Origin of the sequence: Rhizobium sp. IY2 (assembly GCF_047532935.1) — a bacterium.
GTDB lineage: Bacteria > Pseudomonadota > Alphaproteobacteria > Rhizobiales > Rhizobiaceae > Rhizobium > Rhizobium anhuiense.
On record NZ_JBLKNU010000002.1, the window covers coordinates 196,921 to 218,016 of the forward strand.

At 62.3% G+C, this 21,096-nt stretch carries 20 protein-coding genes and 1 pseudogene; 10 read left to right on the forward strand and 11 right to left on the reverse strand.

The window, feature by feature from the left end; genetic code table 11:
- The first annotated feature begins 36 nt into the window (after positions 1–36).
- Positions 37–1,410 (forward strand): LLM class flavin-dependent oxidoreductase, encoded by a 1,374-nt coding sequence (locus tag ACMUVN_RS09630; protein WP_414815052.1) that lies wholly within the window; start codon positions 37–39, stop codon positions 1,408–1,410.
- Positions 1,411–1,467: 57 nt separating this feature from the next.
- Positions 1,468–2,538, forward strand: a complete 1,071-nt coding sequence (locus ACMUVN_RS09635; RefSeq protein ID WP_414815053.1) for an LLM class flavin-dependent oxidoreductase — start codon at positions 1,468–1,470, stop codon at positions 2,536–2,538.
- Here the strand turns inward: ACMUVN_RS09635 and ACMUVN_RS09640 are convergent.
- On the reverse strand, positions 2,511–2,705 hold the full coding sequence (locus ACMUVN_RS09640; RefSeq protein ID WP_245434951.1) for a diguanylate cyclase domain-containing protein: 195 nt from the start codon (positions 2,703–2,705) through the stop codon (positions 2,511–2,513). The two genes, ACMUVN_RS09635 and ACMUVN_RS09640, sit on opposite strands and share 28 nt — an antisense overlap.
- Positions 2,706–2,808: 103 nt before the next feature.
- Between ACMUVN_RS09640 and ACMUVN_RS09645 the strand changes: the two are divergent.
- Positions 2,809–2,856: pseudogene (locus ACMUVN_RS09645) on the forward strand (hypothetical protein); the annotation flags it as partial.
- Positions 2,857–3,501: 645 nt separating this feature from the next.
- Positions 3,502–5,463 (forward strand): methyl-accepting chemotaxis protein, encoded by a 1,962-nt coding sequence (locus ACMUVN_RS09650; protein WP_047612195.1) that lies wholly within the window; start codon positions 3,502–3,504, stop codon positions 5,461–5,463.
- A gap of 81 nt (positions 5,464–5,544) precedes the next feature.
- Here the strand turns inward: ACMUVN_RS09650 and mctP are convergent, their stop codons facing one another.
- From mctP to ACMUVN_RS09675, 5 genes are all read right to left on the reverse strand, one after another.
- The gene (gene mctP, locus ACMUVN_RS09655) at positions 5,545–7,020 is read right to left on the reverse strand and encodes a sodium:solute symporter family monocarboxylate transporter (RefSeq protein ID WP_414815054.1); all 1,476 of its coding nucleotides are present in this window, start codon (positions 7,018–7,020) and stop codon (positions 5,545–5,547) included.
- On the reverse strand, positions 7,010–7,207 hold the full coding sequence (locus ACMUVN_RS09660) for a DUF3311 domain-containing protein (protein WP_028756206.1): 198 nt from the start codon (positions 7,205–7,207) through the stop codon (positions 7,010–7,012). Before ACMUVN_RS09660 ends, mctP begins: the two co-directional genes overlap by 11 nt.
- Before the next feature lie 247 nt (positions 7,208–7,454).
- Positions 7,455–8,126, reverse strand: a complete 672-nt coding sequence (mctR, locus tag ACMUVN_RS09665) for a two-component system response regulator MctR (protein WP_063475798.1) — start codon at positions 8,124–8,126, stop codon at positions 7,455–7,457.
- Positions 8,123–9,508, reverse strand: coding sequence for a sensor histidine kinase MctS (mctS, locus tag ACMUVN_RS09670; RefSeq protein ID WP_063475799.1), 1,386 nt, complete (start codon positions 9,506–9,508; stop codon positions 8,123–8,125). The genes mctR and mctS overlap by 4 nt, the downstream gene beginning before the upstream one ends.
- 87 nt (positions 9,509–9,595) lie before the next feature.
- Positions 9,596–10,060 carry an Lrp/AsnC family transcriptional regulator gene (locus ACMUVN_RS09675; RefSeq protein WP_018246856.1) on the reverse strand — a complete coding sequence of 155 codons (465 nt, stop codon included), beginning with the start codon at positions 10,058–10,060 and terminating at the stop codon, positions 9,596–9,598.
- Positions 10,061–10,222: 162 nt separating this feature from the next.
- Here ACMUVN_RS09675 and ACMUVN_RS09680 point away from each other — a divergent pair, with 162 nt between their 5' ends.
- From ACMUVN_RS09680 to ACMUVN_RS09700, 5 genes are all read left to right on the forward strand, one after another.
- Positions 10,223–11,002, forward strand: a complete 780-nt coding sequence (locus ACMUVN_RS09680; protein ID WP_414815055.1) for an ABC transporter ATP-binding protein — start codon at positions 10,223–10,225, stop codon at positions 11,000–11,002.
- A 47-nt stretch (positions 11,003–11,049) separates the two neighbouring features.
- Positions 11,050–11,823 carry a transporter substrate-binding domain-containing protein gene (locus tag ACMUVN_RS09685; RefSeq protein WP_063475801.1) on the forward strand — a complete coding sequence of 258 codons (774 nt, stop codon included), beginning with the start codon at positions 11,050–11,052 and terminating at the stop codon, positions 11,821–11,823.
- A gap of 12 nt (positions 11,824–11,835) precedes the next feature.
- Positions 11,836–12,561, forward strand: a complete 726-nt coding sequence (locus ACMUVN_RS09690) for an ABC transporter permease (RefSeq protein WP_028756211.1) — start codon at positions 11,836–11,838, stop codon at positions 12,559–12,561.
- 12 nt (positions 12,562–12,573) lie between these two features.
- Positions 12,574–13,263: an ABC transporter permease gene (locus ACMUVN_RS09695; RefSeq protein ID WP_028756212.1), complete on the forward strand. Its 690-nt coding sequence runs from the start codon at positions 12,574–12,576 to the stop codon at positions 13,261–13,263.
- Positions 13,264–13,383: 120 nt separating this feature from the next.
- Entirely contained in the window at positions 13,384–14,292 is a 909-nt protein-coding gene (locus ACMUVN_RS09700) for a homocysteine S-methyltransferase family protein (RefSeq protein WP_414815056.1), read from the forward strand.
- 30 nt (positions 14,293–14,322) lie between these two features.
- Here the strand turns inward: ACMUVN_RS09700 and ACMUVN_RS09705 are convergent, their stop codons facing one another.
- Positions 14,323–14,757: a MarR family winged helix-turn-helix transcriptional regulator gene (locus ACMUVN_RS09705; RefSeq protein ID WP_028757039.1), complete on the reverse strand. Its 435-nt coding sequence runs from the start codon at positions 14,755–14,757 to the stop codon at positions 14,323–14,325.
- 197 nt (positions 14,758–14,954) lie between these two features.
- Between ACMUVN_RS09705 and ACMUVN_RS09710 the strand changes: the two genes are divergently transcribed.
- Entirely contained in the window at positions 14,955–16,769 is a 1,815-nt protein-coding gene (locus ACMUVN_RS09710; RefSeq protein ID WP_028755802.1) for a chloride channel protein, read from the forward strand.
- Positions 16,770–16,859: 90 nt separating this feature from the next.
- Here the strand turns inward: ACMUVN_RS09710 and ACMUVN_RS09715 are convergent, their stop codons facing one another.
- The 4 genes from ACMUVN_RS09715 to ACMUVN_RS09730 are packed head-to-tail and all read right to left on the reverse strand — an operon-like array spanning position 16,860 to position 20,878.
- Entirely contained in the window at positions 16,860–17,630 is a 771-nt protein-coding gene (locus tag ACMUVN_RS09715) for an ABC transporter ATP-binding protein (RefSeq protein WP_028755801.1), read from the reverse strand.
- A gap of 9 nt (positions 17,631–17,639) precedes the next feature.
- Positions 17,640–18,623: an ABC transporter substrate-binding protein gene (locus tag ACMUVN_RS09720; RefSeq protein ID WP_414815057.1), complete on the reverse strand. Its 984-nt coding sequence runs from the start codon at positions 18,621–18,623 to the stop codon at positions 17,640–17,642.
- A gap of 40 nt (positions 18,624–18,663) precedes the next feature.
- The gene (locus ACMUVN_RS09725; protein ID WP_414815058.1) at positions 18,664–19,515 is read right to left on the reverse strand and encodes an ABC transporter permease; all 852 of its coding nucleotides are present in this window, start codon (positions 19,513–19,515) and stop codon (positions 18,664–18,666) included.
- 10 nt (positions 19,516–19,525) lie between these two features.
- A complete protein-coding gene (locus ACMUVN_RS09730) occupies positions 19,526–20,878 on the reverse strand; it encodes an LLM class flavin-dependent oxidoreductase (protein WP_414815059.1) in 1,353 nt (450 codons plus the stop codon).
- Positions 20,879–21,096: the final 218 nt, after the last annotated feature.

Consider the following 21,096-nt stretch of genomic DNA (forward strand, 5'->3'; position numbering starts at 1 on the left):
ACGGGCAGCAGCTCAATTTGATCTGGAGATAAGCCAATGAGCACATCGAAACGGCAAATGCGGCTTGGCGCGTTCATCATGGCGACGGGCCATCATATCGCCGCCTGGCGCCATCCGGAGGCGCAGGCCGATGCCGGCCTCAATATCGATCACTACCGGGAGCTCGCCCAAACCGCCGAGCGCGGCAAATTCGATCTCGTCTTCGTCGCCGATAGTCCTGCGGGATGGGACCGCACCAAGGACCCGGAAGCGCTTCGCCGCACCGCCCAGGGCGCGCATTTCGAGCCCCTGACCCTCTGGGCCGCCCTCTCGCAGGTCACCAAGCATATCGGCTTCGTCGCCACCGCATCGACGACCTATGAGGATCCCTATCTTCTCGCCCGCAGGTTTGCGTCGCTGGACTATATCTCCAAGGGCCGTGCGGCCTGGAACGTCGTCACGACGGGCGCGGATGTTTCGAAGAATTTTTCGATCGCCGGCCATCCCGCCCATGCCGATCGTTATGAGCGGGCCGAGGAATTCGTCGACCTGGTGAAGGGCCTGTGGGATTCCTATGAAGACGACGCCTTCATCCGCGATAAGGAAAGCGGCGTCTATCTCGATCCCGACAAGGTGCATCTCGTCGATCACAAGGGCAAGTTCTTCTCGGTGGCCGGTCCGCTCAACGTCGGCCGTCCGGTTCAGGGCTATCCTGTCATCGTGCAGGCCGGCGCATCCGAACCGGGACGCGAGCTTGCCGCCCGCACGGCCGAGATGATCTTTACCGCCAACCAGACTCTCGAGGATGCGCAGGAATTCTACTCCGACGTCAAAGGCCGGCTCGCCCGCTACGGCCGCCGGCCGGACGAACTGCTGATCAGTCCCGGGATATTCCCCGTTCTCGGCGGCACGGAAGCCGAAGCCCAGGCGAATTACGACTATATCCAATCCCTGGTTCATCCCTCCATTGCCTGGAATATCCTCGCCCGCCACTACAGGGGCGTCGATCTTTCCGGCTACTCGCTTGACGCCCCCGCCCCGCCCCTGCCCGATAATACCGAACTCAACAAAAGCCGCCTCAAGCTGGTTTCCGACCTGGTGTCGCGCAACAATCTGACACTGCGCCAGTTCTATCTGGCGGTCGCCACCGCTCGCGGCCACCGGACGGTTGTCGGAACACCCGAGCAGATCGCCGATGCGATGCAGACATGGTTCGAGAACGGAGCCGCCGACGCCTTCAACATCATGCCGCCGGTGCTGCCCACGGCGCTGACCGATTTCGTCGATCAGGTCGTCCCCATCCTGCGCAAGCGCGGCCTGTTCCGGCACGAATATGAAGGCACGACGCTGCGGGAGAACCTCGGCCTCCAGCGCCCGCCGAACGGCTTCGCACTTCAGGTGCAGCAGCAAAAGGCGCAGGCCGCCGTATGATCTCCCGGGGGCTTCCCGGTTTCCCTGTTCCGATCACCGACAGAACTGCAGCATCGCATGAGCAATCATTCCGAATTTCTCTGGTATATTCCCAACGACGTCAGACCCGGTCATCGCGGCGATTCCGCCGTCGAGAACCACAACAGCCTGGATACGCTGACCAGCCATGCGCGGGCGCTCGAAGAGCATGGCTGGAAGGGGGCGCTCATTGGCACCGGTTGGGGCCGCCCCGACACGTTCACCGTCGCGGCCTCCCTCGCCGCACGGACCACCACCTTCGAACCGCTCATCGCGATCCGCCCTGGCTATTGGCGACCGGCGAATTTCGCATCCGCGGCGGCGACACTGGACCACCTCACAGGCGGCCGGGTGCGGATCAACATTGTGTCGGGCAAGGACAACTTAGCCGCCTACGGCGACAGCGAGGGCGATCAGGCGCATCGTTATAGCAGGACCAGGGAGTTCATGCGTCTGGTCCGCCGATTGTGGACGGAAGAAAACGTCACCTCGGCGGGCGAGCACTTCCGGGTCGCCGAATCCACCGTCGCGCCACGTATAGAGGTTCGTGGCGACCGTCGGCACCCCAAATTCTATTTCGGCGGCGCCTCGGAGGCGGCCGAGCGGGTGGCCGCGGCCGAGGCCGATGTCCAGCTTTTCTGGGGTGAGCCGTTGGATGGTGTCCGCGAGCGGATCGACCGGCTGAAGGCGCTGAGCCGGGAGCTGGACCGCGACCTCCCGCCGCTGGAATTCGGCCTGCGGATCACTACGCTGGTCCGCGACACCACGGAACAGGCCTGGGCCGATGCCGAGGCGAAGGTCGCCGAGATGGCGAGAAACAAAGGTACCGGCTGGCACGATCACCAACGTGTGCTCGCCGTCGGCCAGCAGCGGCTTCTCGAGCTGCATGAGCGCGGCGACGTGCTCGACGACAACCTCTATACGGCGCCGGGCAAGTTCGGCGGCGGCGGTGCCGGCACCACCTGGCTGGTCGGCTCGGCGGCGGATGTCGCCCGCTCGCTGCGCAAATACCAGGATCTCGGCATCACCCACTTCGTGCTGTCCGACACGCCCTATCTCTCCGAGATCAGGCGGCAGGGCAATCAGCTCCTGCCACTGCTACGCGGCTGAGGCAGAAGCAGGAATTCCTCGCCGCCCATGCGGATTGCCAGGCTACCTTCCCTCCCGGCATCGCCCAGCAAGCCGGCACCGTGGCGCAGAACGATATCGCCGATGGAATGAAAAGATGTCGTTGATGCTTTTGAAATGGTCGATGTCGACCGATAACAGGGCGGCATGGGTCAGGCTGGAACCGACCCAGTCCGGGTGCGGCATTCCCGGTCCAGGTGCATGGCGCTATCGAGCAGTTCCTGCCAGGTTCTCGTCATGCTTTGACTCGGAAGAAGCCCGGCGTGCCACCTCTGCCCCATTTCTTTCCACGCCGCATAGGCGATGAGAACTTCTAACAATTCTCAAAGAGTTGGGCTTAACAACCGGCGAACTCCGTTGGTAGGCATCGACTCGCTGTCCTAATACATCCGGAAAGACTCGTAATTATTGTTGGTCATTCCCCGAGATCATTGTTCGAATCGGGCGCAAGAAAAGCGCAACGGTCTAATCCCACAACATAAGATCTGTGTAAGCTCTGCCAGACAACTTATCATACTCTCCTGAAGCGGGCATATGCCCAGCGGATGCGCAAATTTCCGCGAAAATATACGAAAAGCGCAGCAGAATGACGCCCTGTCGGCTCCGTTTACACTCTCTAAAATATATTCGCCTAAATTTTTTGATGTCGGAGCGACGGTCTCAGGATCGTCACCTATGCCATGATGGCGCACCGGGCCCCCGAAATCTCGCATAATATCGACGTTGTTACTTTGACGCACCGCCTCGCATCTTGGGCGCGATGGCTCCGCGCACTCACAGGGTAAACGCGCAAGGGCATGCAAATGGCATCGTTCCGGCGCGCAAAGGCGCCTTTCGGCGCATTCGGGGACAGATCGAGGGCCTCGCATTTGAACGAGATATCACGCGCGACCCTGGCGGCCAGACACGTTTCAACAAACCTCGCCCACACGATGGAGAGTGCGAATGAAGAGCATTAAGAGTTTCGGGATCGCGGTGCGTCTCACCCTTGGCTTCAGCTTCCTGGTTCTGCTGATGGCCGGCCTGACTATCTATTCGGCGGTCAAGGTCGCTGAGATCAACGACAATCTTGAAACGATCAACGACGTCAACAGCGTCAAGCAGCGCTTTGCCATCAACTACCGCGGCAGCGTGCACGATCGGGCGATCGCCATCCGTGACGTCACTCTGGTGACCTCTGCCGATGAGCGGAAGACTGCCGAGGCATTGATCGAAAAGCTGGCCGCGTCTTACGCCGAGAATGAAAAGCGCATGGCGGAGATGGTTGCATCGCCGGCAGGTGCGACGGAACAGGAAAAGACCATTCTCAGCGAAATCGCCGACATCCAGGCGAAGACCAATCCGCTGGTCGCCCAGATCATTGCGCTGCAGGAGAAGGGCGACGGCGAGGCAGCCCGCAAGATCCTGCTCGAACAGGCGAGGCCGGCCTTCGTTGCCTGGCTTGGCGCCATCAACAAATTCATCGACTATCAGGAAGCGCTGAACAAATCGATCGGCGGCGAGGTTCGCAGCGCGGCGAGCGGCTTCAAGCCGATAGCGATGACTGCGCTCGGCATTGCGGCTGTTCTGTCCATCATTGCCGCTGCCATCACCGCACGCACGATCGTCGGCCCGCTGGCAAAACTTCAGCTTTCGCTGAAGGCTATGGCCGAGGGCAATCTCGACGGCGACCGTCGCCTCGAAGCGCGTGGCGACGAGATCGGCAGGCTCGCACGGGCGGTCGCAGGGCTGCGCGACGCCATTTCGGCAAAGGCCGAACGGGAAGCCGATGCGGAAGCCAAGAGGTCGGTGGCGGAACGGCACCGGCTCGAGCAGGATGCCGGCGAACGCCGCACCCTGGCCGAGCAGACGGACCAGGCTGTCGGCCGGCTGGGCACCGCATTGCAGGCGCTGGCCGACGGTGACCTCACGCAGCAGATCGACACGCCGTTCATTCCGTCTCTGGAAAAGCTCAGAGCCGACTTCAATTCCGCGGTCGAAAAGCTCCGCGCCGCGATGCAGAAGGTTGCCCAGAACGCCAGCGCCATCGCCGGCGGCGCGCAGGAGATCCGCTCCGCCTCGGATGATCTCGCCAAGCGGACCGAACAGCAGGCTGCATCCGTCGAGGAAACGGCGGCTGCGCTGGAGGAGATCACCACCACCGTCGCCGACTCGAGCAACCGGGCTCAGGAAGCCGGCCAGCTCGTTCGTAAGACGAAGGAAAATGCGGAACGCTCGGGCAGCGTCGTTCGCGATGCGGTCGACGCCATGGGCAAGATCGAATCCTCCGCCACCGAAATCGGCAGCATCATCGGCGTCATCGATGAAATCGCCTTCCAGACGAACCTGCTGGCGCTGAATGCCGGCGTCGAAGCGGCGCGCGCCGGCGAAGCAGGCAAGGGCTTTGCCGTCGTCGCCCAGGAAGTGCGCGAGTTGGCGCAGCGTTCAGCCAAGGCGGCCAAGGAAATCAAGGAACTGATCAACGCGTCGAATGGCCATGTGAAAAGCGGTGTCGCCCTGGTTGGCGAGACCGGAAAAGCCCTGCAGGAAATTGCAGTGCAGGTACAGCAGGTCGACGGCAATGTCGTGGCGATCGTCGGCGCTTCGCAGGAGCAGGCGACGGGGTTGAAGGAGATCAATGCCGCCGTCAACAAGATGGATCAGGGCACCCAGCAGAACGCCGCCATGGTGGAAGAAGCGACAGCCGCCGCCCATAGCCTCGCCAAGGAAGCCGACGCGCTGTTCCAGTTGCTGGGCCAGTTCAACATCGGCGGAGCGGTAGCGCCGAAGCGCATATCGCAGCCCGCTGCCGTGGCACAGCATGCTCAACCGGTGGCCTCGCCGGCGCGCCAGATGATTGCCAAGGTGGGCAAGTCGTTCCAGGCGAATGGCAATGCGGCGCTGGCCGGCGATTGGGAAGAGTTTTAAGTCGAGCTGATCCCCCTCCAGCTTGTGCTGGAAAGCAAATGGTTACGAAGGGCAGCGTTTGCTGCCCTTCGTATTTTCATCCTAGGCCCGAGCCGGAACCTTGGCCGGAAGCAGGGCGTTGACCACGACCGCAACACCGATGTTTGCCGCAAGCGCCAGCAGTCCCGTGTAGACGGTGAAGGGTTCGCCGCCGAGGCTGATCAGGTGCAGAGGTTTCCAGCCGGCATCCCAGACGAGGAAGGTGCCGCCGCAGAAGCCGACGAACCAGCCGGCAAGCAGGCCGGGTGCGCGGAACCAGTTGGTATAGAGACCGGACACCAGGGCCGGAAGTGTCTGCAGGATCCAGATGCCGCCGAGCAGCTGCAGGTCGAGGGCGAATTGCGTCGGCAGGAAGATGATGACGAGAAGCGCGCCGACCTTCACCACCAGCGACGTCACCTTCGCGACCTTGGCCTCACCCGCATCGCTGACTTTGGGATCGACATAGGCTTTCCAGAAATTGCGGGTGAAGAGATTGGCGGCGCCGATGCTCATCACCGCTGCCGGCACCAGCGCGCCGATGGCGATCGCCGCAAAGGCGAAGCCGGAGAACCAACCCGAAAACAGCGTCTTGAACAGCGTGGGAACGACGCCATTGGCGCTGTCGAGCTTCAGGTTGGCGGCGTGGCCCATATAGCCGAGCAGCGCCAGAAGGCCGAGCAGCAGCGTATAGGCGGGCAGCATGATCGCATTCTTGCGGATCGTCTTGCCGCTGTTGGAGGCAAAGATACCCGTCAGCGTATGCGGATACATGAAAGCCGCGAGCGCCGAACCCAAAGCGAGCGTGGCATAGGCGACATACTGGTTGCCGCCGAGCAGCAGGCTGCCGGAACCCTTGGCCTGGAAGGCCGCGTCAGCCGAGGCAAAGACATTGGCGTAGCCTCCGAGCTTCGACGGGATCAATGCGACGGCTGCGATCACGACGATATAGATCATGATGTCCTTGACGAAGGCGATCAGAGCCGGCGCGCGCAGACCCGCTGAATAGGTGTAGAGCGCCAGCACGATGAAGGCGATCGCCAGCGGCAGTTCGCCATGCAGCCCGAGTGCCTTCAGCACCGCCGTCATGCCGACGAGCTGCAGGGCGATGTAGGGCATGGTGGCGATGACGCCGGTTGCCGCCACCGCGAGTTCGAGACTGCGCGATCCGTATTGACCGTGAACGACGTCGGCCGCCGTCACATAACCGAAATCCTTGGCGCGTTTCCACAGAACCGGCATGACCATGAAGACGAAGGGATAGACGACGATGGTATACGGCAGCGCGAAGAAGCCGTAGGCGCCGACGGTATAGACCAGCGCCGGGACGGCGATCACGGTGTAGGCGGTATAGAAATCACCGCCGACGAGGAACCAGGTGATCCAGGTGCCGAAGTTGCGTCCGCCAAGGCCCCATTCATCGATATGGGCGAGTGTCTCCGGCTTGCGCCAGCGGCTGGCGACGAAGCCCATGACGGTGACGAGCGCGAAAAAGAAGATGAAGACGGCAAGCGCCGTGCCGTTGATGTCAGTCGTCATGGCGGGTGCTCCGATAGGCGATCCAGGTCAGCGTCGCGGTGATCGGCACCCAGAGAAGCTGATACCAGTAGAAGAACGGAAAGCCGAAAAGAGCCGGCTCGCGGAGATTGTAGAATGGCGGCCAGAGCAGACCTATAAACGGAATGACAAGCAGCCAGAGCGCTGCCTTGCTACGTGGTTTTTCCATGTCGGGATCCCTTTCAGGCGCCGCGGGCGGCGGTCGCCATGTTCCAGTTGTCGGCGTGGAAGGCAGGTCTGTCAGCCGGCGGCCGCGGCAGGCCCGGTTCGGGTCGCTTGCGGTTTTCCGGTCGATCGGAAGCTGATGTAACGCATGTGAATTCCTCCCAACGGCTCGCACTCGGCCAGCCGTGAGGGGAGTCCTAGGGCGCTGGTTTCATCCCCACAAGACGGGTGCAAGGGTGAAATGCCGGGGCCTACCCAGAAGTGGGTAGGCGCGAATTCACGTCGACTTTTGCAACGATGCCGTGGTCGAGCGCATAGCGGATGAGGCCGGCCGTGGTTGCGATGCCGAGCTTTTTCTTGAGATTCTTGCGATGGGTTTCCGCCGTGGCGGAGCTTATCCCGAGCGCCTCGGCGATCTCCCGGTTGCTCCTGCCGGCAACGATCAGCCCGAGAATGTCGCGTTCGCGCGGTGTCAGGGGATCGCTCCCCTCCTCCACCCGCGCGCCCATCAGCGCGTCGAAGACACCGGAGGAGAAATAGGTGCCGCCGCCTGCCACGGTCTCGATGGCCGAGACGATCTCGTCGGTCGAGACGTCCTTCAGGATATAGCCGGCAGCGCCATGCATGACCGAGGAGGAAATATATTCGCGGCTGTCATGCATCGAGAGCATCACCACCCGCGCCTGGGGCAGTTCGTTCCGGAACAATTCGATCGCATCGATGCCGCTCAGCTTCGGCATGTTGATATCCATCAGCACCACTTGCGGCAGCACCTGCCGGCCAATGTCGAGCCCCGTTTGCGCAAGCCCGGCCGTACCGGCGACTTCGATATGGTCGAATGTTTCGAGCACTGCCTTCAACCCGTCCAGCACCAGCGGATGGTTGTCGATCAACAGCACCTTGATTTTCGGGCGTTCCGTCATGCGGCTTCCGCCTGCCGATCGGCGGGACGATTGGCCGATTTCGGCAGCATCGCCGTCAGCGTCGTGCCGGCCTCGCTGCTGTTGATCAGCAACAGACCACGGAAATGGGCCATCCGTTCCTGCATGTTGCGCAGGCCGAGACCCGATCTGCCGGATAGGTCGCCCCTGGCGCCGTCGAAGCCGGTGCCGTTGTCGGTGACGGTCATGCGGGCGCGGCCGCCGTCGCTCCAGAGCTTGACCGCAAGTTTGCAGGCGCCCGAGTGGCGTTCGACATTGTTGAAGGCTTCCTGGGCAACGCGATAAAGCGCGGTGCTCGCCTCGACCTTCAGCGTGTCGGTGAAGCTCGAAGCGTCGATTTCCGTCACGATCCCCGTCCGCTCGGCGAAATGATAACACAGCGCCTCCAGCGCCGCCGTCAGGCCGAGATCGTCGAGCACACGCGGCCGCAGATCGTGCGACAGCCGCCTGATCTCCTTGATGGCGCCGTTCAGCGCCTCGACGCCGCGGTCGATGGTAAGAGCGGCATCGTCGACATTGGTCCTGACCTTGCGGCCGGCAAGGTCCATCGCATAGCGCACGCCGACGAGATTCTGGGAAATGCCGTCATGCAGCTCGCGCGCAAGCCGCGCGCGCTCTTCTTCTTGGGTGTCGATGACCCGCTGCGTCAGCGCCTTGAGCCGGCTGTCGGCCATGCGGCGCTCATGGAAGGTCAACAGCATGCAGGTGGTGAAAACGACGAGTACCGAAGGCACGGCGATCAGCGCGACGATGATGAAGGTCCGCCTGATGTTGGCGCGCATGCCGGCGTTGGCGGCGGCACTCTGGGCAAAGACGTCATCCAGGTAAACGCCGGTGCCGACCACCCAGTGCCATTTGTCGAGACTGACGACGAAGGAGAGCTTGTCAGCGATCTGTCCGGTCGATGGCTTCTGCCATTTGTACTGATGCAGGCCGCCGCCCGCTTTTGCCGTGGCGATCAGTTCGGCAATGACCTTGTCGCCATCCGGATCGGTCAGGTCGAGCCAGTTATGCCCATGCCGGAACGTCTGGCGCGGATGGACGATATTGTTGCCGTCATAGTCGTAGACGAAGAAATATCCGTCCTTGCCGTAGTCGAGCGAGGTCAGGATCGCAGCCACCTGCTGCTTGGCGGCCTCGTCGTCGGCACCGGCTTTGTCATAGATCGTCTGGATGGCGGACAGGGCAAGGTTGGTCAGATTGAGGATTTCGGCTTCCTTGGTCTTCAGCATGTTCTGCTCGAACGTATCGATGCTGTTCTTGGCGAGGTTTGCCGATTGCCATGTGATGAAGGTGGTGATCGCAAGGATCGAAATGACGAGCGGGACGATCGCCAATGCGATGATCTGGTGTCGTAGCGTCAACGATCATTCCTCCCGAGAATGTGTGCCCGGAATTATGCCCTTTGCCGAATGCGAGTCCAGCGGCTTGTCCGCGCGGCCGCGCCAACGCTATTCCAGCGGCACGAACAGACCGAGCTTGACGTCGCGCAGCACGACATTCGTGTGCATGCGGCGGATCTGCGGATTGTCTGCCATGATCAGCGCAGCGATATCGTCATAATGTTCGACGTCGCGGGCGGTGACGATCGCGATCAGATCGACCGCGCCCGTGACGTAATAGACCTGTTGTATGTGATCCTGCTTCTCCGCCCAGAGGCGGAACTTCGCCAGCGCGTCGTAATTGTCCCGCTCGATCTCCATCCCGACGATGAACACCATCGCCGTTCCCGTCGCCTTGCGGTCGACGACGGCCACCTCCGCCTTGATGATCCCTTCCTCGCGCAGTCGTTTCAACCGCCGCTGCACGGCCGAGACCGACAGCCCGATCCGTTCGGCGATCGTTTCGGCTTTCAGCTGGCAGTCGCGCTGAACGATATCGAGAATGTCGCGGTCAAAACGATCCAGTTGTTCCATTGTTCAGTCCAGTTGTCGCTGCGGCACTTCGCGGTTTCTGCCGTATTCGCCGCGTGAGGAAGATTATTTTGCACAAATTATGCAGAAGAGACGAATATTGCGCGAAAAAACCGCGTTATTTTATCATTATCCTTCGCAAATTCAGTTCAGCCGGAACCATGCATGTCGGATCAACCCTTTCCTGCTCTTCGCGTCGAAGATCTTCATAAAAGCTTCGGCTCGCAAGAGGTTCTCAAGGGTATTTCGGCGGAGGCCCACAAGTCTGACGTGATTTCGATTATCGGCTCGTCGGGCTCCGGCAAGAGCACCTTCCTCAGATGCATCAATTTCCTGGAAACCCCGGATCGTGGGCGCATCGCCGTGAACGGCGAGGAAATCGCGCTGAAGATGGGGCGGGACGGCCGGCTGCAGCCGCGCAGCTGGCGGCAGATCGAACGGCTGCGGACCGGGCTCGGGATGGTCTTTCAGAGCTTCAATCTCTGGGCTCATCGGACGGTGCTGGAAAACGTCATCGAGGCGCCGGTGCACGTGATGGGCATTCCGCGGCGCGAGGCCATCGAAAAAGCCGAGGCCCTGCTCCACAAGGTCGGGCTCTTCGACAAGCGTCACGCCTATCCGGCTTTCCTCTCCGGCGGCCAGCAGCAGCGCGCGGCGATTGCCAGAGCCCTCTGCGTCGATCCCGATGTCATGCTGTTCGACGAACCGACATCGGCGCTTGATCCGGAGTTGGTCGGCGAGGTCCTGAAAGTCATCCGCGATCTCGCGGAAGAAGGCCGGACCATGCTGATCGTCACGCATGAAATGCGCTTTGCCCGCGATGTCTCGAGCCGTGTTCTCTTCCTGCATCAAGGACGGATCGAGGAGGAAGGTCCGCCGGAGCAGATATTCGGGGCGCCGGTCAGCGCCCGCTGCCGGGAATTCACCGGTCTCAGCGCCCACTGATGCCGACCGCTCTCTCATCGACAACACAAACCAGGAGAATCCTGCGAATGAAACTGCTCCCCACGCTTTTCGCCGGCGCGGCACTCGTGCTTTCCGCTGTCACCGCACAGGCCGAAGTCCGCTTCGGCGTCATGAACGAATCCTATCCGCCCTTCTTCGCCAAGGACGCGTCGGGCCAATGGCAGGGATGGGAAATCGACCTGATGAATGCCGTCTGCGAAGAGATGAAGGAGAAATGCTCGATCGTCGACATTTCCTGGGACGGTCTCATTCCGGCGCTCCAGAGCAAGAAGTTCGACGTGATCTGGTCGTCGATGTCGAACACCGCGGAACGCTCGAAGGTGATCGACTTCACCGACAAATATTACAACACGCCAAGCACCCTGATCGGTCCCAAGGACCAGAAGCCGGGCGCCACCGCCGAGGACGTGAAGGGCAAGACCATCGGCATCCAGGTGTCGACGATCCAGTCGGAATATTACAAGAAGTATTTCGCCGGCGCTGCCGAGGAAAAGACCTACCAGACGCTCGACGAGGCTTTTCAGGACCTCGCCTCCGGCCGTATCGACTATGTCTTCGGCGATTCACTGGCGCTTGACGCTTTCCTGAAAAGCGATGGCGGCAAGGATTGCTGCGCCAAGATGGGCGACGTCGCCGACGACAAGGAGATCCTCGGCGCCGGCGTTTCGGGCGGCCTGCGCAAGGAAGATACGGAGCTGAAGGCCAAGCTGAACGCGGCGATCTCGGCGGTTCGCGCCAACGGCCAGTATGACGCCATCACCAAAAAATACTTCGATTTCGACATCTACGGCGCGAAGTAAGCAGTCCCGATAATGGCGACCGCGCAACAAGGTATTCTGGACCTGCTGTCTCCCTATCCTCCGGGATGGGGCGGCGTTCTCTTGGCAGGTGCGGTCTCCACGGTCGCCATCTCGGCTTGCGCCTTCGCGATCGGCCTGCTTCTCGGCACGGGCGGCGCGCTGGGGAAGCTTTCGGGCAATCGCCTGCTCCGCCTGCTGCTCGATCTCTATACCACGCTGATCCGCGCCGTTCCCGAACTGATCCTGATCGTCGGGCTCTACTATGCCGGCACCGACGGCCTCAACCGGCTGCTCGCCGTGTTCGACCTGCCGCCGGTCAATGTGAACGGTTTCGTCGCGGCCGTCGCGGTGCTGGGCTTCGTCCAGGGCGCCTACATGACGGAGGTGCTGCGCGGTGCGATCCTCGCCATTCCCGTCGGCCAGATCGAAGCCGCCAAGGCCTTCGGCATGGGGCCGGTGCTGCGGTTCCGCCGCGTCCTGCTGCCGGCGCTCTTGCCGAACGCCCTGCCGGGTCTTGCCAATCTGTGGATGTCGGTCACCAAGGACAGCGCGCTGGTCGCCGTCGTCGGCTACCAGGAACTGGCGCTCGCCACCCGTCTTGCCGGGGCAAGCACCAAGCATTACTTCGTCTTTTTCCTGGCTTCGGCCCTTCTCTACCTCGCCATCACGCTTGTTTCCAACCTCGTCTTCAAACTGATCGAGGGACGGGTACGGCGGGGGCAGCCGCGCCTTGCCTGAAGAAAGCGTCCCATGAGTTTCACCTGGATTTCTTCCTATTGGCCGCTGCTTCTGACGGGCGCCTGGCAGACCATTTGCCTGCTGGTGATCTCTGTGGTGTTCGGCTTTGCCCTCGCCATCGGCCTCGCCTTCGCGCAGGTCAGCGGCGGCAGGCTGACGCGGCTACTGGCGCGGGGCTACTGCACCTTCTTCCGCGGCACGCCGCTGCTGATACAGCTGTGGCTTCTCTACTATGGGGTGGGATCGCTGCTGCCGATGATCCCCGGTATCCGCCAGAGCCTGTTCTGGCCGATCCTGCGCGAGGGCTTCTTCTTCGCCGCCGTCAGTTTCACCCTGAACTATGCGGCCTATGAGGCGGAGGTATTGCGCGGCGCGCTGCTCGCCGTTCCCAAGGGTGAGCTCGAAGCCGGCCGGGCCTTCGGCCTGTCGCCCTGGATGCTGACCCGCCGCATCTGGCTGCCGCGCGCCATTCGCATCGCCCTGCCGACCATTGCCGGAGAGATCGTCATGCAGCTCAAGGCGACGCCGCTCGCCTTTACGGTGACAGTGATGGATCTCTATGCCGTGGCGAACAAGGTCCGGCAGGACACGCTGCTCGTCTATGAACCGCTGCTGGTCGTCACCCTCTTTTATCTCGCCTTGACCGCAGTGGTCGCCCGCGTCTTCCGAGGTCTCGAAGCGCAGGTGCCGGTTCGCCGCTAGGCGGACGGAAAGGGACTGGCCCATGAACTACCTCGCGCACGAACCACGTGCATCTCGCCCACTTTGTTATGAAAAGCCCGCCGCCGGTCATGGCGCGACGGCCTGAATGGAGACCTCTTCATGAGCACGACGCGAATTCTCGATGGCGGCATGAGCCGCGAGCTGCTGCGGCTGGGCGCCGAACTGAAACAGCCGGAATGGTCGGCATTGGCGCTGATCAACGCGCCTGATATCGTTCGCAAGGTCCACCAGGAATTCATTGCCGCCGGCTCCGAGGTCGTGACGACGAACAGCTATGCGCTGGTGCCCTTTCACATCGGCGAGGATCGGTTTTGGAAGGAAGGGTCGGCGTTGATCCGTCTCGCCGGTCGGTTAGCCCGCGAGGCGGCAGATGCCGTCTCGCATCGCAAGGTGCTGGTCGCCGGCTCGCTGCCGCCGATCTTCGGCTCATACGAGCCACAGAACTTTCAGCCGTCGCGGGTGCAGGACTATCTCGAGGTGCTCGTCGAAAACCTCGGCCCCTTCGTCGATATATGGCTCGGCGAGACGCTGAGCCTGATCGCCGAGGCGGAGGCCGTCCGCAAGGCGGTGGCGGCATCAGGCAAGCCGTTCTGGATTTCCTTCACATTGGCGGATGACGAGGCAGCCATCGGAGGCGGCGAACCGAAGCTTCGCTCCGGCGAAACCGTCGCTGACGCGGCGTCCTGGGCGGTGTCATCGGGCGCTGAAGCCTTCCTGTTCAATTGCAGCAAGCCCGAGGTCATGCAGGCGGCCGTGGAGACGGCGGCGCGCGTCTTCCGGACAATGGACGCTTCCATCGAGATCGGCGTCTATGCCAACGCCTTCGAAGGGGAAACAGGCGAAGCGGCCGCCAATGAAGGGCTGCATGAAACCCGCAACGATCTGAATGACGATGCCTATTCGCGTTACGCCTGCTCCTGGGCCGAAGCCGGCGCGACGATCATCGGCGGCTGCTGCGGGATCGGCGCCGCCCATATCCATCGGCTCAAGAAGACGCTCTTGAGTTGACGCGGCACGTGGGCCGCGCCGCGGCGACTGTTATTCAGCTTTCGGCGCCGTTTTCTGCAGTTCGAGGAGGAGCTTGATCAGCTTGGGCGCCATCTCCCGTATTTCTGAAAGATGGACGGCGCTCAGCCGCGTCAGCAGCGCGTCCGCCTTGTCGGTCAGCAGAATCGTCTGGCGGCGCCTGTCGGCCGGATCGGCATGACGTTCGACCAATCCGGCATCCGACAGCCGCCCGACAAGTTCGGTCGCCGTATGCGGCGCGATGATCAGCCGCTCGGCCAACATGCCGATGGTTACGGCACCGCCGCGTTGTCCCTTGATCGCCAGCAGCGCCTGATGCTGTTGCGTCGGCAGTCCTTCCGACTGGGCGGCGGAGGCGCTGAAGTCCATGAACTGGCGAAGCGCGAACCGGAGGTCGGCGAGAGCCTGGTAATCTTCCTGTCTGAGCGGCGGCGCGGTCTTCTTCAAAGCCATTCTCCTTTGCCGCAGCGGCTGCCCAGGTTGGAAGCCATTCGGCCATCTCGAATAGAGGGGCAGTCGCCAGCCGGTCAAGGGAGGCATCTTATGAGACATGATCGTCTTCATGTTTTCGTCCCTTGATTTATATCGTATCACGATATATTGACGCCTCTCAAGCGTATCCGTTCCGCGTAGCAGAGGCTTCCATGGCGCAGCATCAACCAAGCAACCGGCCGCACGATTTCACCGGCGGTCTTTCCCGGCGTGAGGCCGGAGATTTCACCACCGACCGGCGGGTCCTCCTGCTGGTTGGCATGTCCATCATTGTCGGCACGGCAGGCGCGTTTGCCGCCTGGTGTCTCGTCAGCCTCATCGCGCTGGTGACGAATGCCATCTGGTTCGGGCAGATCGGCATCCGGCCCGCCTCTCTGGCTGCGGTGCCGCGCTCGCTATGGGTGGTTCTGGTTCCGCCGCTCGGCGGACTGGTCATCGGGCTCATGGCCCGCTTCGGGTCGGAGAAGATACGCGGCCACGGCATTCCGGAGGCGATCGAGGCCATCCTGATCGGCGGCAGCCGGATGTCACCGAAGGTCGCGATCCTCAAGCCGCTGTCATCGGCAATCTCCATCGGAACCGGCGGTCCGTTCGGCGCCGAGGGGCCGATCATCATGACCGGCGGTGCGATCGGCTCGCTGTTCGCCCAATTCTTCCACATGAGTGCCGCAGAGCGGAAGACGCTGCTCGTCGCGGGTGCCGCCGCAGGCATGACGGCGATCTTCGGCTCGCCGATCGCCGCGGTCATGCTGGCGGTCGAACTCTTATTGTTCGAATGGAAGCCGCGCAGCTTCATTCCGGTCGCCGTCGCCGCTTGCGTATCGATCTGCTGGCGTCCGCTGCTGTTCGGTACCGGTCCGCTGTTCCCGACCCACTTTCAGCCAGACTTGCCCTGGTGGGGGATTTTCGCCTGTGCGGCGATGGGCATCATCTCAGGCCTGCAATCGGGATTGCTGACGACACTGCTCTACCGGATCGAGGATCTGTTCGAGGCCTTGCCGATCCACTGGATGTGGTGGCCGATGCTCGGCGGTCTCGTCATCGGCCTCGGCGGCCTGATCGAACCGCGAGCAATGGGCGTCGGCTACGACATCATCGATGGCTTGCTCAACAACCGGCTGCTCGCGCCGGCTGTGATGTCGATCCTGCTGGTGAAGACGGTCATCTGGCTGTTTGCCCTGTCGTCGGGCACCTCGGGCGGCGTGCTTGCACCGCTTCTGATTTTCGGCGGCGCTCTCGGATGGCTGGTCGGGCTTGTTATGCCGGGCAACGATCCCGGCTTCTGGGCGCTGCTCGGCATGGCGGCGATGATGGGCGGAACCATGCGCGCGCCGCTGACGGGAACCTTCTTCGCGATGGAGATCACCGGCGACATCAGCACGCTCGTTCCGCTGCTTGCCGCAACGGTTACGGCCTATGCCGTCACCGTTTTGCTGCTGCGCCGCTCGATCCTCACCGAGAAGATCGCACGCCGCGGCCAGCATATCACCCGCGAATATGGCGTCGATCCGTTCGAGCTATCGCGGGCAAGGGAGATCATGATCAGCGATGTCGATACGCTTCCGGTCACCATGACGGTGGGAGAGGCGTGCGACTTCTTTGCCTCGCTGGAGAAAACGCACCGGATCTATCCGGTGGTCGATGCAGGAGGCAAATTGGCAGGCATCGTATCGAGGGCTGACGCCCTGCTCTGGCAGGGGAATTTGGACCTCGCCGGACAGACGCTTGCGGAAAATGTGACAGACGCGTCCGTTCCTGTTGGGCATCCGGATGATACGGTCGCATTCATCGCCGACCTGATGCTGTCGACCGGCGACGGACGCATTCCGATCGTCGATCCGACCTCAGGGAAATTGTGCGGCCTGATCGCCCGCAAGGATCTCCTGCGGCTGCGCAGTTCCTACCGGTCGGCGGAACTGGATCGGCGGCCGTATCTCACCGCCGGCTCAAAGAGCAGGGCGCAATAGCGGTCCGCTGATGTTCTCTCCCTCGCTCCTGCTACTGCGGCGCGCCACATGGAACAGGTTCCATGTGGCGCGCGCTGACGACTGAAGATGTCAGTGCAGTCCGAACAGGTTCAGCAACTCTTCGCGGTGTCGGACGAATTCCGGGGCGCTGCGGTCGCGAGGACGGGGCAGATCGATTTCGATCAGGCGCGGCTCGCTGCCTTTTTCCCGTGGCAGGATCAGGATCCGGTCGGCGAGATAAATCGCTTCCTCGAGATCGTGGGTCACGAGAATGGTGGTGACATCCTCATCGCGCCAGATCCGTGCGAGCTCCTGCTGCATGCCGATCTTGGTCATTGCGTCGAGCGCGCCAAGCGGTTCGTCGAGCAGCAGGATCTCCGGCTGGACGGCAAGCGCCCGGGCGATCCCGACGCGTTGGGCCATGCCGCCGGAGAGCTGCCGGGGATAGGCCGCCTCGAATTGCTGCAGGCCGACGAGCTTGACATAATGGCGCGCCCGCGCCCGCGCCTGCTCACGTGACAGACCTCTTGTTTCCAGCCCGAAGGAGACATTGTCGAGCACATCAAGCCAGGGAAGCAGCCGCGGTTCCTGGAAGATGACGGCGCGCTCCGCGCCGACGCCGCACACCGCCTTGCCGTCGACGAGAACCTCTCCCGTGTCGGAATCCTCAAGACCTGCCAGAACCCTGAGCAGGGTCGTCTTGCCCGAGCCGCTGGCGCCGACGATGGCGAGGCTTTCGCCGGAGCGGATGTGGAGGTTGATATCCTTGAGAACCTCTAGCTGTGTCCCGTTCAACTTGTAGGATTTGGAGAGGTGACGGATCGTTACCTCTCCGCGGCTCGTGTCCTCAGCGATGCTCATCACGGTTCCTCAGTTGCTTGCCGGCTTGGCGTCGGCGGCAAAGAGGATGTCCTTGGCCGCCAGCTGGCCTTGCTTCAGCTTGCCTTCGCGAACCAGGACGTCGATCCAGAACTGGATGTCGCGCTCGACCGGCAGGCCGCCGGCGCGCACGCCGTAGCCGCGGAAGTATTGCGCGATATCCGCGTTCTCGCCACGCTCGCTGAGCGCCTTGGCCAGGATCTTCTTGGTTTCCTCAGGATGCTCGCGGGCATAGTCGAGGGCGCGGGCCGACTGCTCGACGAAAATCTTCGAAGCCTCCGGATGCTGACGAACGAAATCGCGGCGCAGTACCACAAAGCCGCCGGCAATGTCTCCAAGCACGTCGGTATCGTCGAAAATCGCCCGCAGACCGCCGTTCTTCAGCGCTGCACCCTCGAAGGTCGTCTGCCAATAGCCGAAGGCGGCGATATCGACCTGCTTGGAACGCAGCACCTGCTCGAGCTGCGGCCCGGGGACGACGACCTGATTGGCGACGTCGGTCGGCAGGTCGACGGAATGCAAAGCCTCGCGGATGGTATAGTCGAGATGGGCGCCGAGCGTATTGACCGCGATGCTCTTGCCGGCAATGTCCTTGATGCCTTTGATCGGGCTGTCTTCCAGCACGTAGAAGGTCGACTGCACCTCGTCGTTGATGCCGTTCGAAGGATAGGCGGCGACGAAATCATTGCCGCCGATGATCGAGTTCAGGACGGCGGAGGTTGCAGCGCTGCCGATCTCGACGTCACCGGATGCCAGAGCGATGAGAGAGGCCGGGCCGCCCTGGGCATAGCCGACATTTTCCAGCGTGATGCCGGTTCCTTCGAAATAGCCGAGTTCGGCGGCGAGTTCATGGGCAGCAAGGCCGCCCTGGCTGGCGAGGTAGCGCAGCTTCACCGTGTCGGTGGCTGCGGCCGGCGTGGCAAGGCCGAGAGCGATCACGGCCGGCAAAAGGAGGTTGCGGGGATGGAATGTCATGTGGTGGTCCTTTTCGGAAGAGGAAAATCGGTGGAAGCAGTCAACGGCCCGGCTGAAACCAGCGGCAGAGGCGGCGCTGCAGGAGAACGAGCAAGGCATTGGCAGCAAGCCCGAGGAAGGCGAGCAGAAGGATCGCCGCAAACATCAGCGGGATCTGGAAATTGTACTGGGCGTTCATGACCTGGAAGCCGATGCCCTTGTTGGCGCCGATCATCTCGGCGGCAATCAGCAGCAGAAGCGCAGTCGTCGCCGAAAGGCGCAGGCCGACGAAGATCGCAGGCACCGATGCCGGCAGGATGACGCGGCGGAAGATGGTCAGCGGTCCGGCGCCATAGGTCCGCGCCATCTCGATCAGCTTCTTGTCCACCTCCTTGACGCCGCCGATCGTGGCGAGCAGGACCGGAAACAGCGTCGCCCAGAAGATCACGAAGATCTTCGATGTTTCGCCGAGGCCGAGCAGCAGGATGAAGACCGGGTAGAGCGCCAGCGCCGAGGTCTGGCGGAAGAGCTGCAGGATCGGATCGAGCGCCTGTTCGACCAAGCGAAACTGACCCATGAACAGGCCGAGCGGAATGCCGATTGCGACGGCAAAGGCAAAAGCGGTTCCCGATCGCTGCAGACTGATGGCGATGTCATCCAGCAGCGCGCCGTTGGCCAGATTGGTCCAAAGGGCCGACAGGATCACGTTCAAGGGCGGGAAGACGGCGGGATTGACCCAGCCCCTGGTGCTCGACACCTGCCAGAACAGGAGGAAGCCGATGAGAAGGCCGTAGCGCGGCAAAAGCGATGCGAGCACCCTGCGCACATGCGGGGCGAGAGGGGAAATATTGCTTTCGCTGCTTTTCGAGCGGCCGAAGCTTCTCGGAAGGGTCTGGTTGATTTCATAGGACATGGACCGCTCCTCACTCCGCCGCCTGGAGAGCTGCACGTCCTGCAGCCAACCGATTGACGGGGAAAGGCAGGCCGAGGTTTTCCCGCAGCGTCTTGCCCTCATAAGCGGTGCGGAACAGGCCGCGGCGCTGCAGTTCGGGGATGACCAGATCGACGAAATCGTCGAGCGCCGTCGGCAGCCAGGGCGGCAGAATGTTGAAGCCGTCGGCCGCTTCGTTCTCGAACCATTTCTGCAGCGTATCGGCGATCTTTTCGGGCGTTCCGACGATGGTGTAGTGACCGCGGGCGGATGCGATCCACTGATACAGCTGGCGAATGGTGAAGTTGTTTTCGTCGGCGATCTGGCGGATGAGCGCCTGGCGGCTCTTCATGCCTTCCGTCGGCGGCGCCGGCGGTAGAGGCCCGTCGAGGTCATAACCGTGCAGGTCGAGCGTACCGCCGGTCAGGCCATTGAGGAGGCCGATCCCGTCCTCTTCGACGATGAGCGAGGTCAGGCGGTCGTATTTCTCACGCGCCTCCGCCTCGGTTCTGCCGACGAAAGCGGATACGCCGGGCATGACCAGGATGTGATCGGGATTTCGGCCGAGACCACGGGCGCGTGCCTTGATATCCCGATAAAACTCCTGGGCGGTTTCGATATGCTGATGGGCGGTGAAGATGACCTCGGCCGTCGCTGCGGCAAGCCCGCGTCCGTCTTCGGATTGTCCGGCCTGGACGATGACGGGATGCCCCTGCGGCGACCGTGAGACGTTGAGCGGACCGCGCACGCTGAAGTGTTCGCCGCGATGGTCGGTGTCGTGCAGCTTCGACGGGTCGAAGAACACGCCGGAATCCTTGTCCCGGATGAAGGCGTCGTCTTCGAAGCTTTCCCAGAGTTTGCGGACGACGTCGACATGCTCGGCGGCACGGCGATATCGGTCGGCATGCGGAAGCTGGGTGTCGCGGTTGAAGTTCTGCGCCGTCAGGTCGCCCGTCGTGGTGACGACGTTCCAGCCGGCGCGGCCATCCGAGATCAGATCCAGCGAGGCGAATTTGCGGGCGGTCGTGTAAGGCTCCTCGTAGGTGGTCGAGGACGTGGCGATAAAGCCGAGATGGGTGGTGAAAGGCGCAAGGGCGGAAAACAGGGTCACCGGTTCGAAGCTGGCGACGCGGGCATTGCCGCCTTCACGCGCCCCGCCGAAACCGACGGCCAGTCCGTCGGCCAGGAAATAGGCATCGAAGAGCCCGCGCTCGGCCGTCAAAGCGAGGCGTTTGTGGAACTCGAAACTGGTCGCGCCGTCGGCCGGCTGGTCGGGATGCCGCCATGAGGCAACATGCTGTCCGCCACCGGGAAGAAATGCCCCAAGCCTGATTTTCCGTGTCATTTCGCGTCCTCTCCGTTTGCCGTCAACAGCCCGGTCTTCCCCAGGGCCAAGTATTAAACTGGCTGTTGGACTGCTAAAATACGTTCTCTATAAATTTTATAGAGAAACTTAATTTCATAGTTTCGGAGGAAGCGTGAATAGATTTCCGGGATCGGCTTGAAACTCGAAATTGAACGATCGAGATCGCCGCCCCTGGATTTATAGGGGCAGGCCGATAG

Excerpts from the sequence above, each read along its gene's own strand:
- ACMUVN_RS09720 (WP_414815057.1), bottom strand. The coding sequence starts at position 18,623 with ATGACATTCCATCCCCGCAACCTCCTTTTGCCGGCCGTGATCGCTCTC.
- mctP (WP_414815054.1), bottom strand. The coding sequence starts at position 7,020 with ATGACGACTGACATCAACGGCACGGCGCTTGCCGTCTTCATCTTCTTT.
- ACMUVN_RS09710 (WP_028755802.1), top strand. The coding sequence starts at position 14,955 with ATGGCGCAGCATCAACCAAGCAACCGGCCGCACGATTTCACCGGCGGT.
- ACMUVN_RS09630 (WP_414815052.1), top strand. The coding sequence starts at position 37 with ATGAGCACATCGAAACGGCAAATGCGGCTTGGCGCGTTCATCATGGCG.
- ACMUVN_RS09650 (WP_047612195.1), top strand. The coding sequence starts at position 3,502 with ATGAAGAGCATTAAGAGTTTCGGGATCGCGGTGCGTCTCACCCTTGGC.
- ACMUVN_RS09640 (WP_245434951.1), bottom strand. The coding sequence starts at position 2,705 with ATGCCGCCCTGTTATCGGTCGACATCGACCATTTCAAAAGCATCAACG.
- ACMUVN_RS09675 (WP_018246856.1), bottom strand. The coding sequence starts at position 10,060 with ATGGAACAACTGGATCGTTTTGACCGCGACATTCTCGATATCGTTCAG.
- mctR (WP_063475798.1), bottom strand. The coding sequence starts at position 8,126 with ATGACGGAACGCCCGAAAATCAAGGTGCTGTTGATCGACAACCATCCG.
- ACMUVN_RS09730 (WP_414815059.1), bottom strand. The coding sequence starts at position 20,878 with ATGACACGGAAAATCAGGCTTGGGGCATTTCTTCCCGGTGGCGGACAG.
- ACMUVN_RS09685 (WP_063475801.1), top strand. The coding sequence starts at position 11,050 with ATGAAACTGCTCCCCACGCTTTTCGCCGGCGCGGCACTCGTGCTTTCC.
- ACMUVN_RS09660 (WP_028756206.1), bottom strand. The coding sequence starts at position 7,207 with ATGGAAAAACCACGTAGCAAGGCAGCGCTCTGGCTGCTTGTCATTCCG.
- ACMUVN_RS09695 (WP_028756212.1), top strand. The coding sequence starts at position 12,574 with ATGAGTTTCACCTGGATTTCTTCCTATTGGCCGCTGCTTCTGACGGGC.
- ACMUVN_RS09725 (WP_414815058.1), bottom strand. The coding sequence starts at position 19,515 with ATGTCCTATGAAATCAACCAGACCCTTCCGAGAAGCTTCGGCCGCTCG.
- ACMUVN_RS09680 (WP_414815055.1), top strand. The coding sequence starts at position 10,223 with ATGTCGGATCAACCCTTTCCTGCTCTTCGCGTCGAAGATCTTCATAAA.
- ACMUVN_RS09700 (WP_414815056.1), top strand. The coding sequence starts at position 13,384 with ATGAGCACGACGCGAATTCTCGATGGCGGCATGAGCCGCGAGCTGCTG.
- ACMUVN_RS09690 (WP_028756211.1), top strand. The coding sequence starts at position 11,836 with ATGGCGACCGCGCAACAAGGTATTCTGGACCTGCTGTCTCCCTATCCT.
- ACMUVN_RS09635 (WP_414815053.1), top strand. The coding sequence starts at position 1,468 with ATGAGCAATCATTCCGAATTTCTCTGGTATATTCCCAACGACGTCAGA.
- ACMUVN_RS09715 (WP_028755801.1), bottom strand. The coding sequence starts at position 17,630 with ATGAGCATCGCTGAGGACACGAGCCGCGGAGAGGTAACGATCCGTCAC.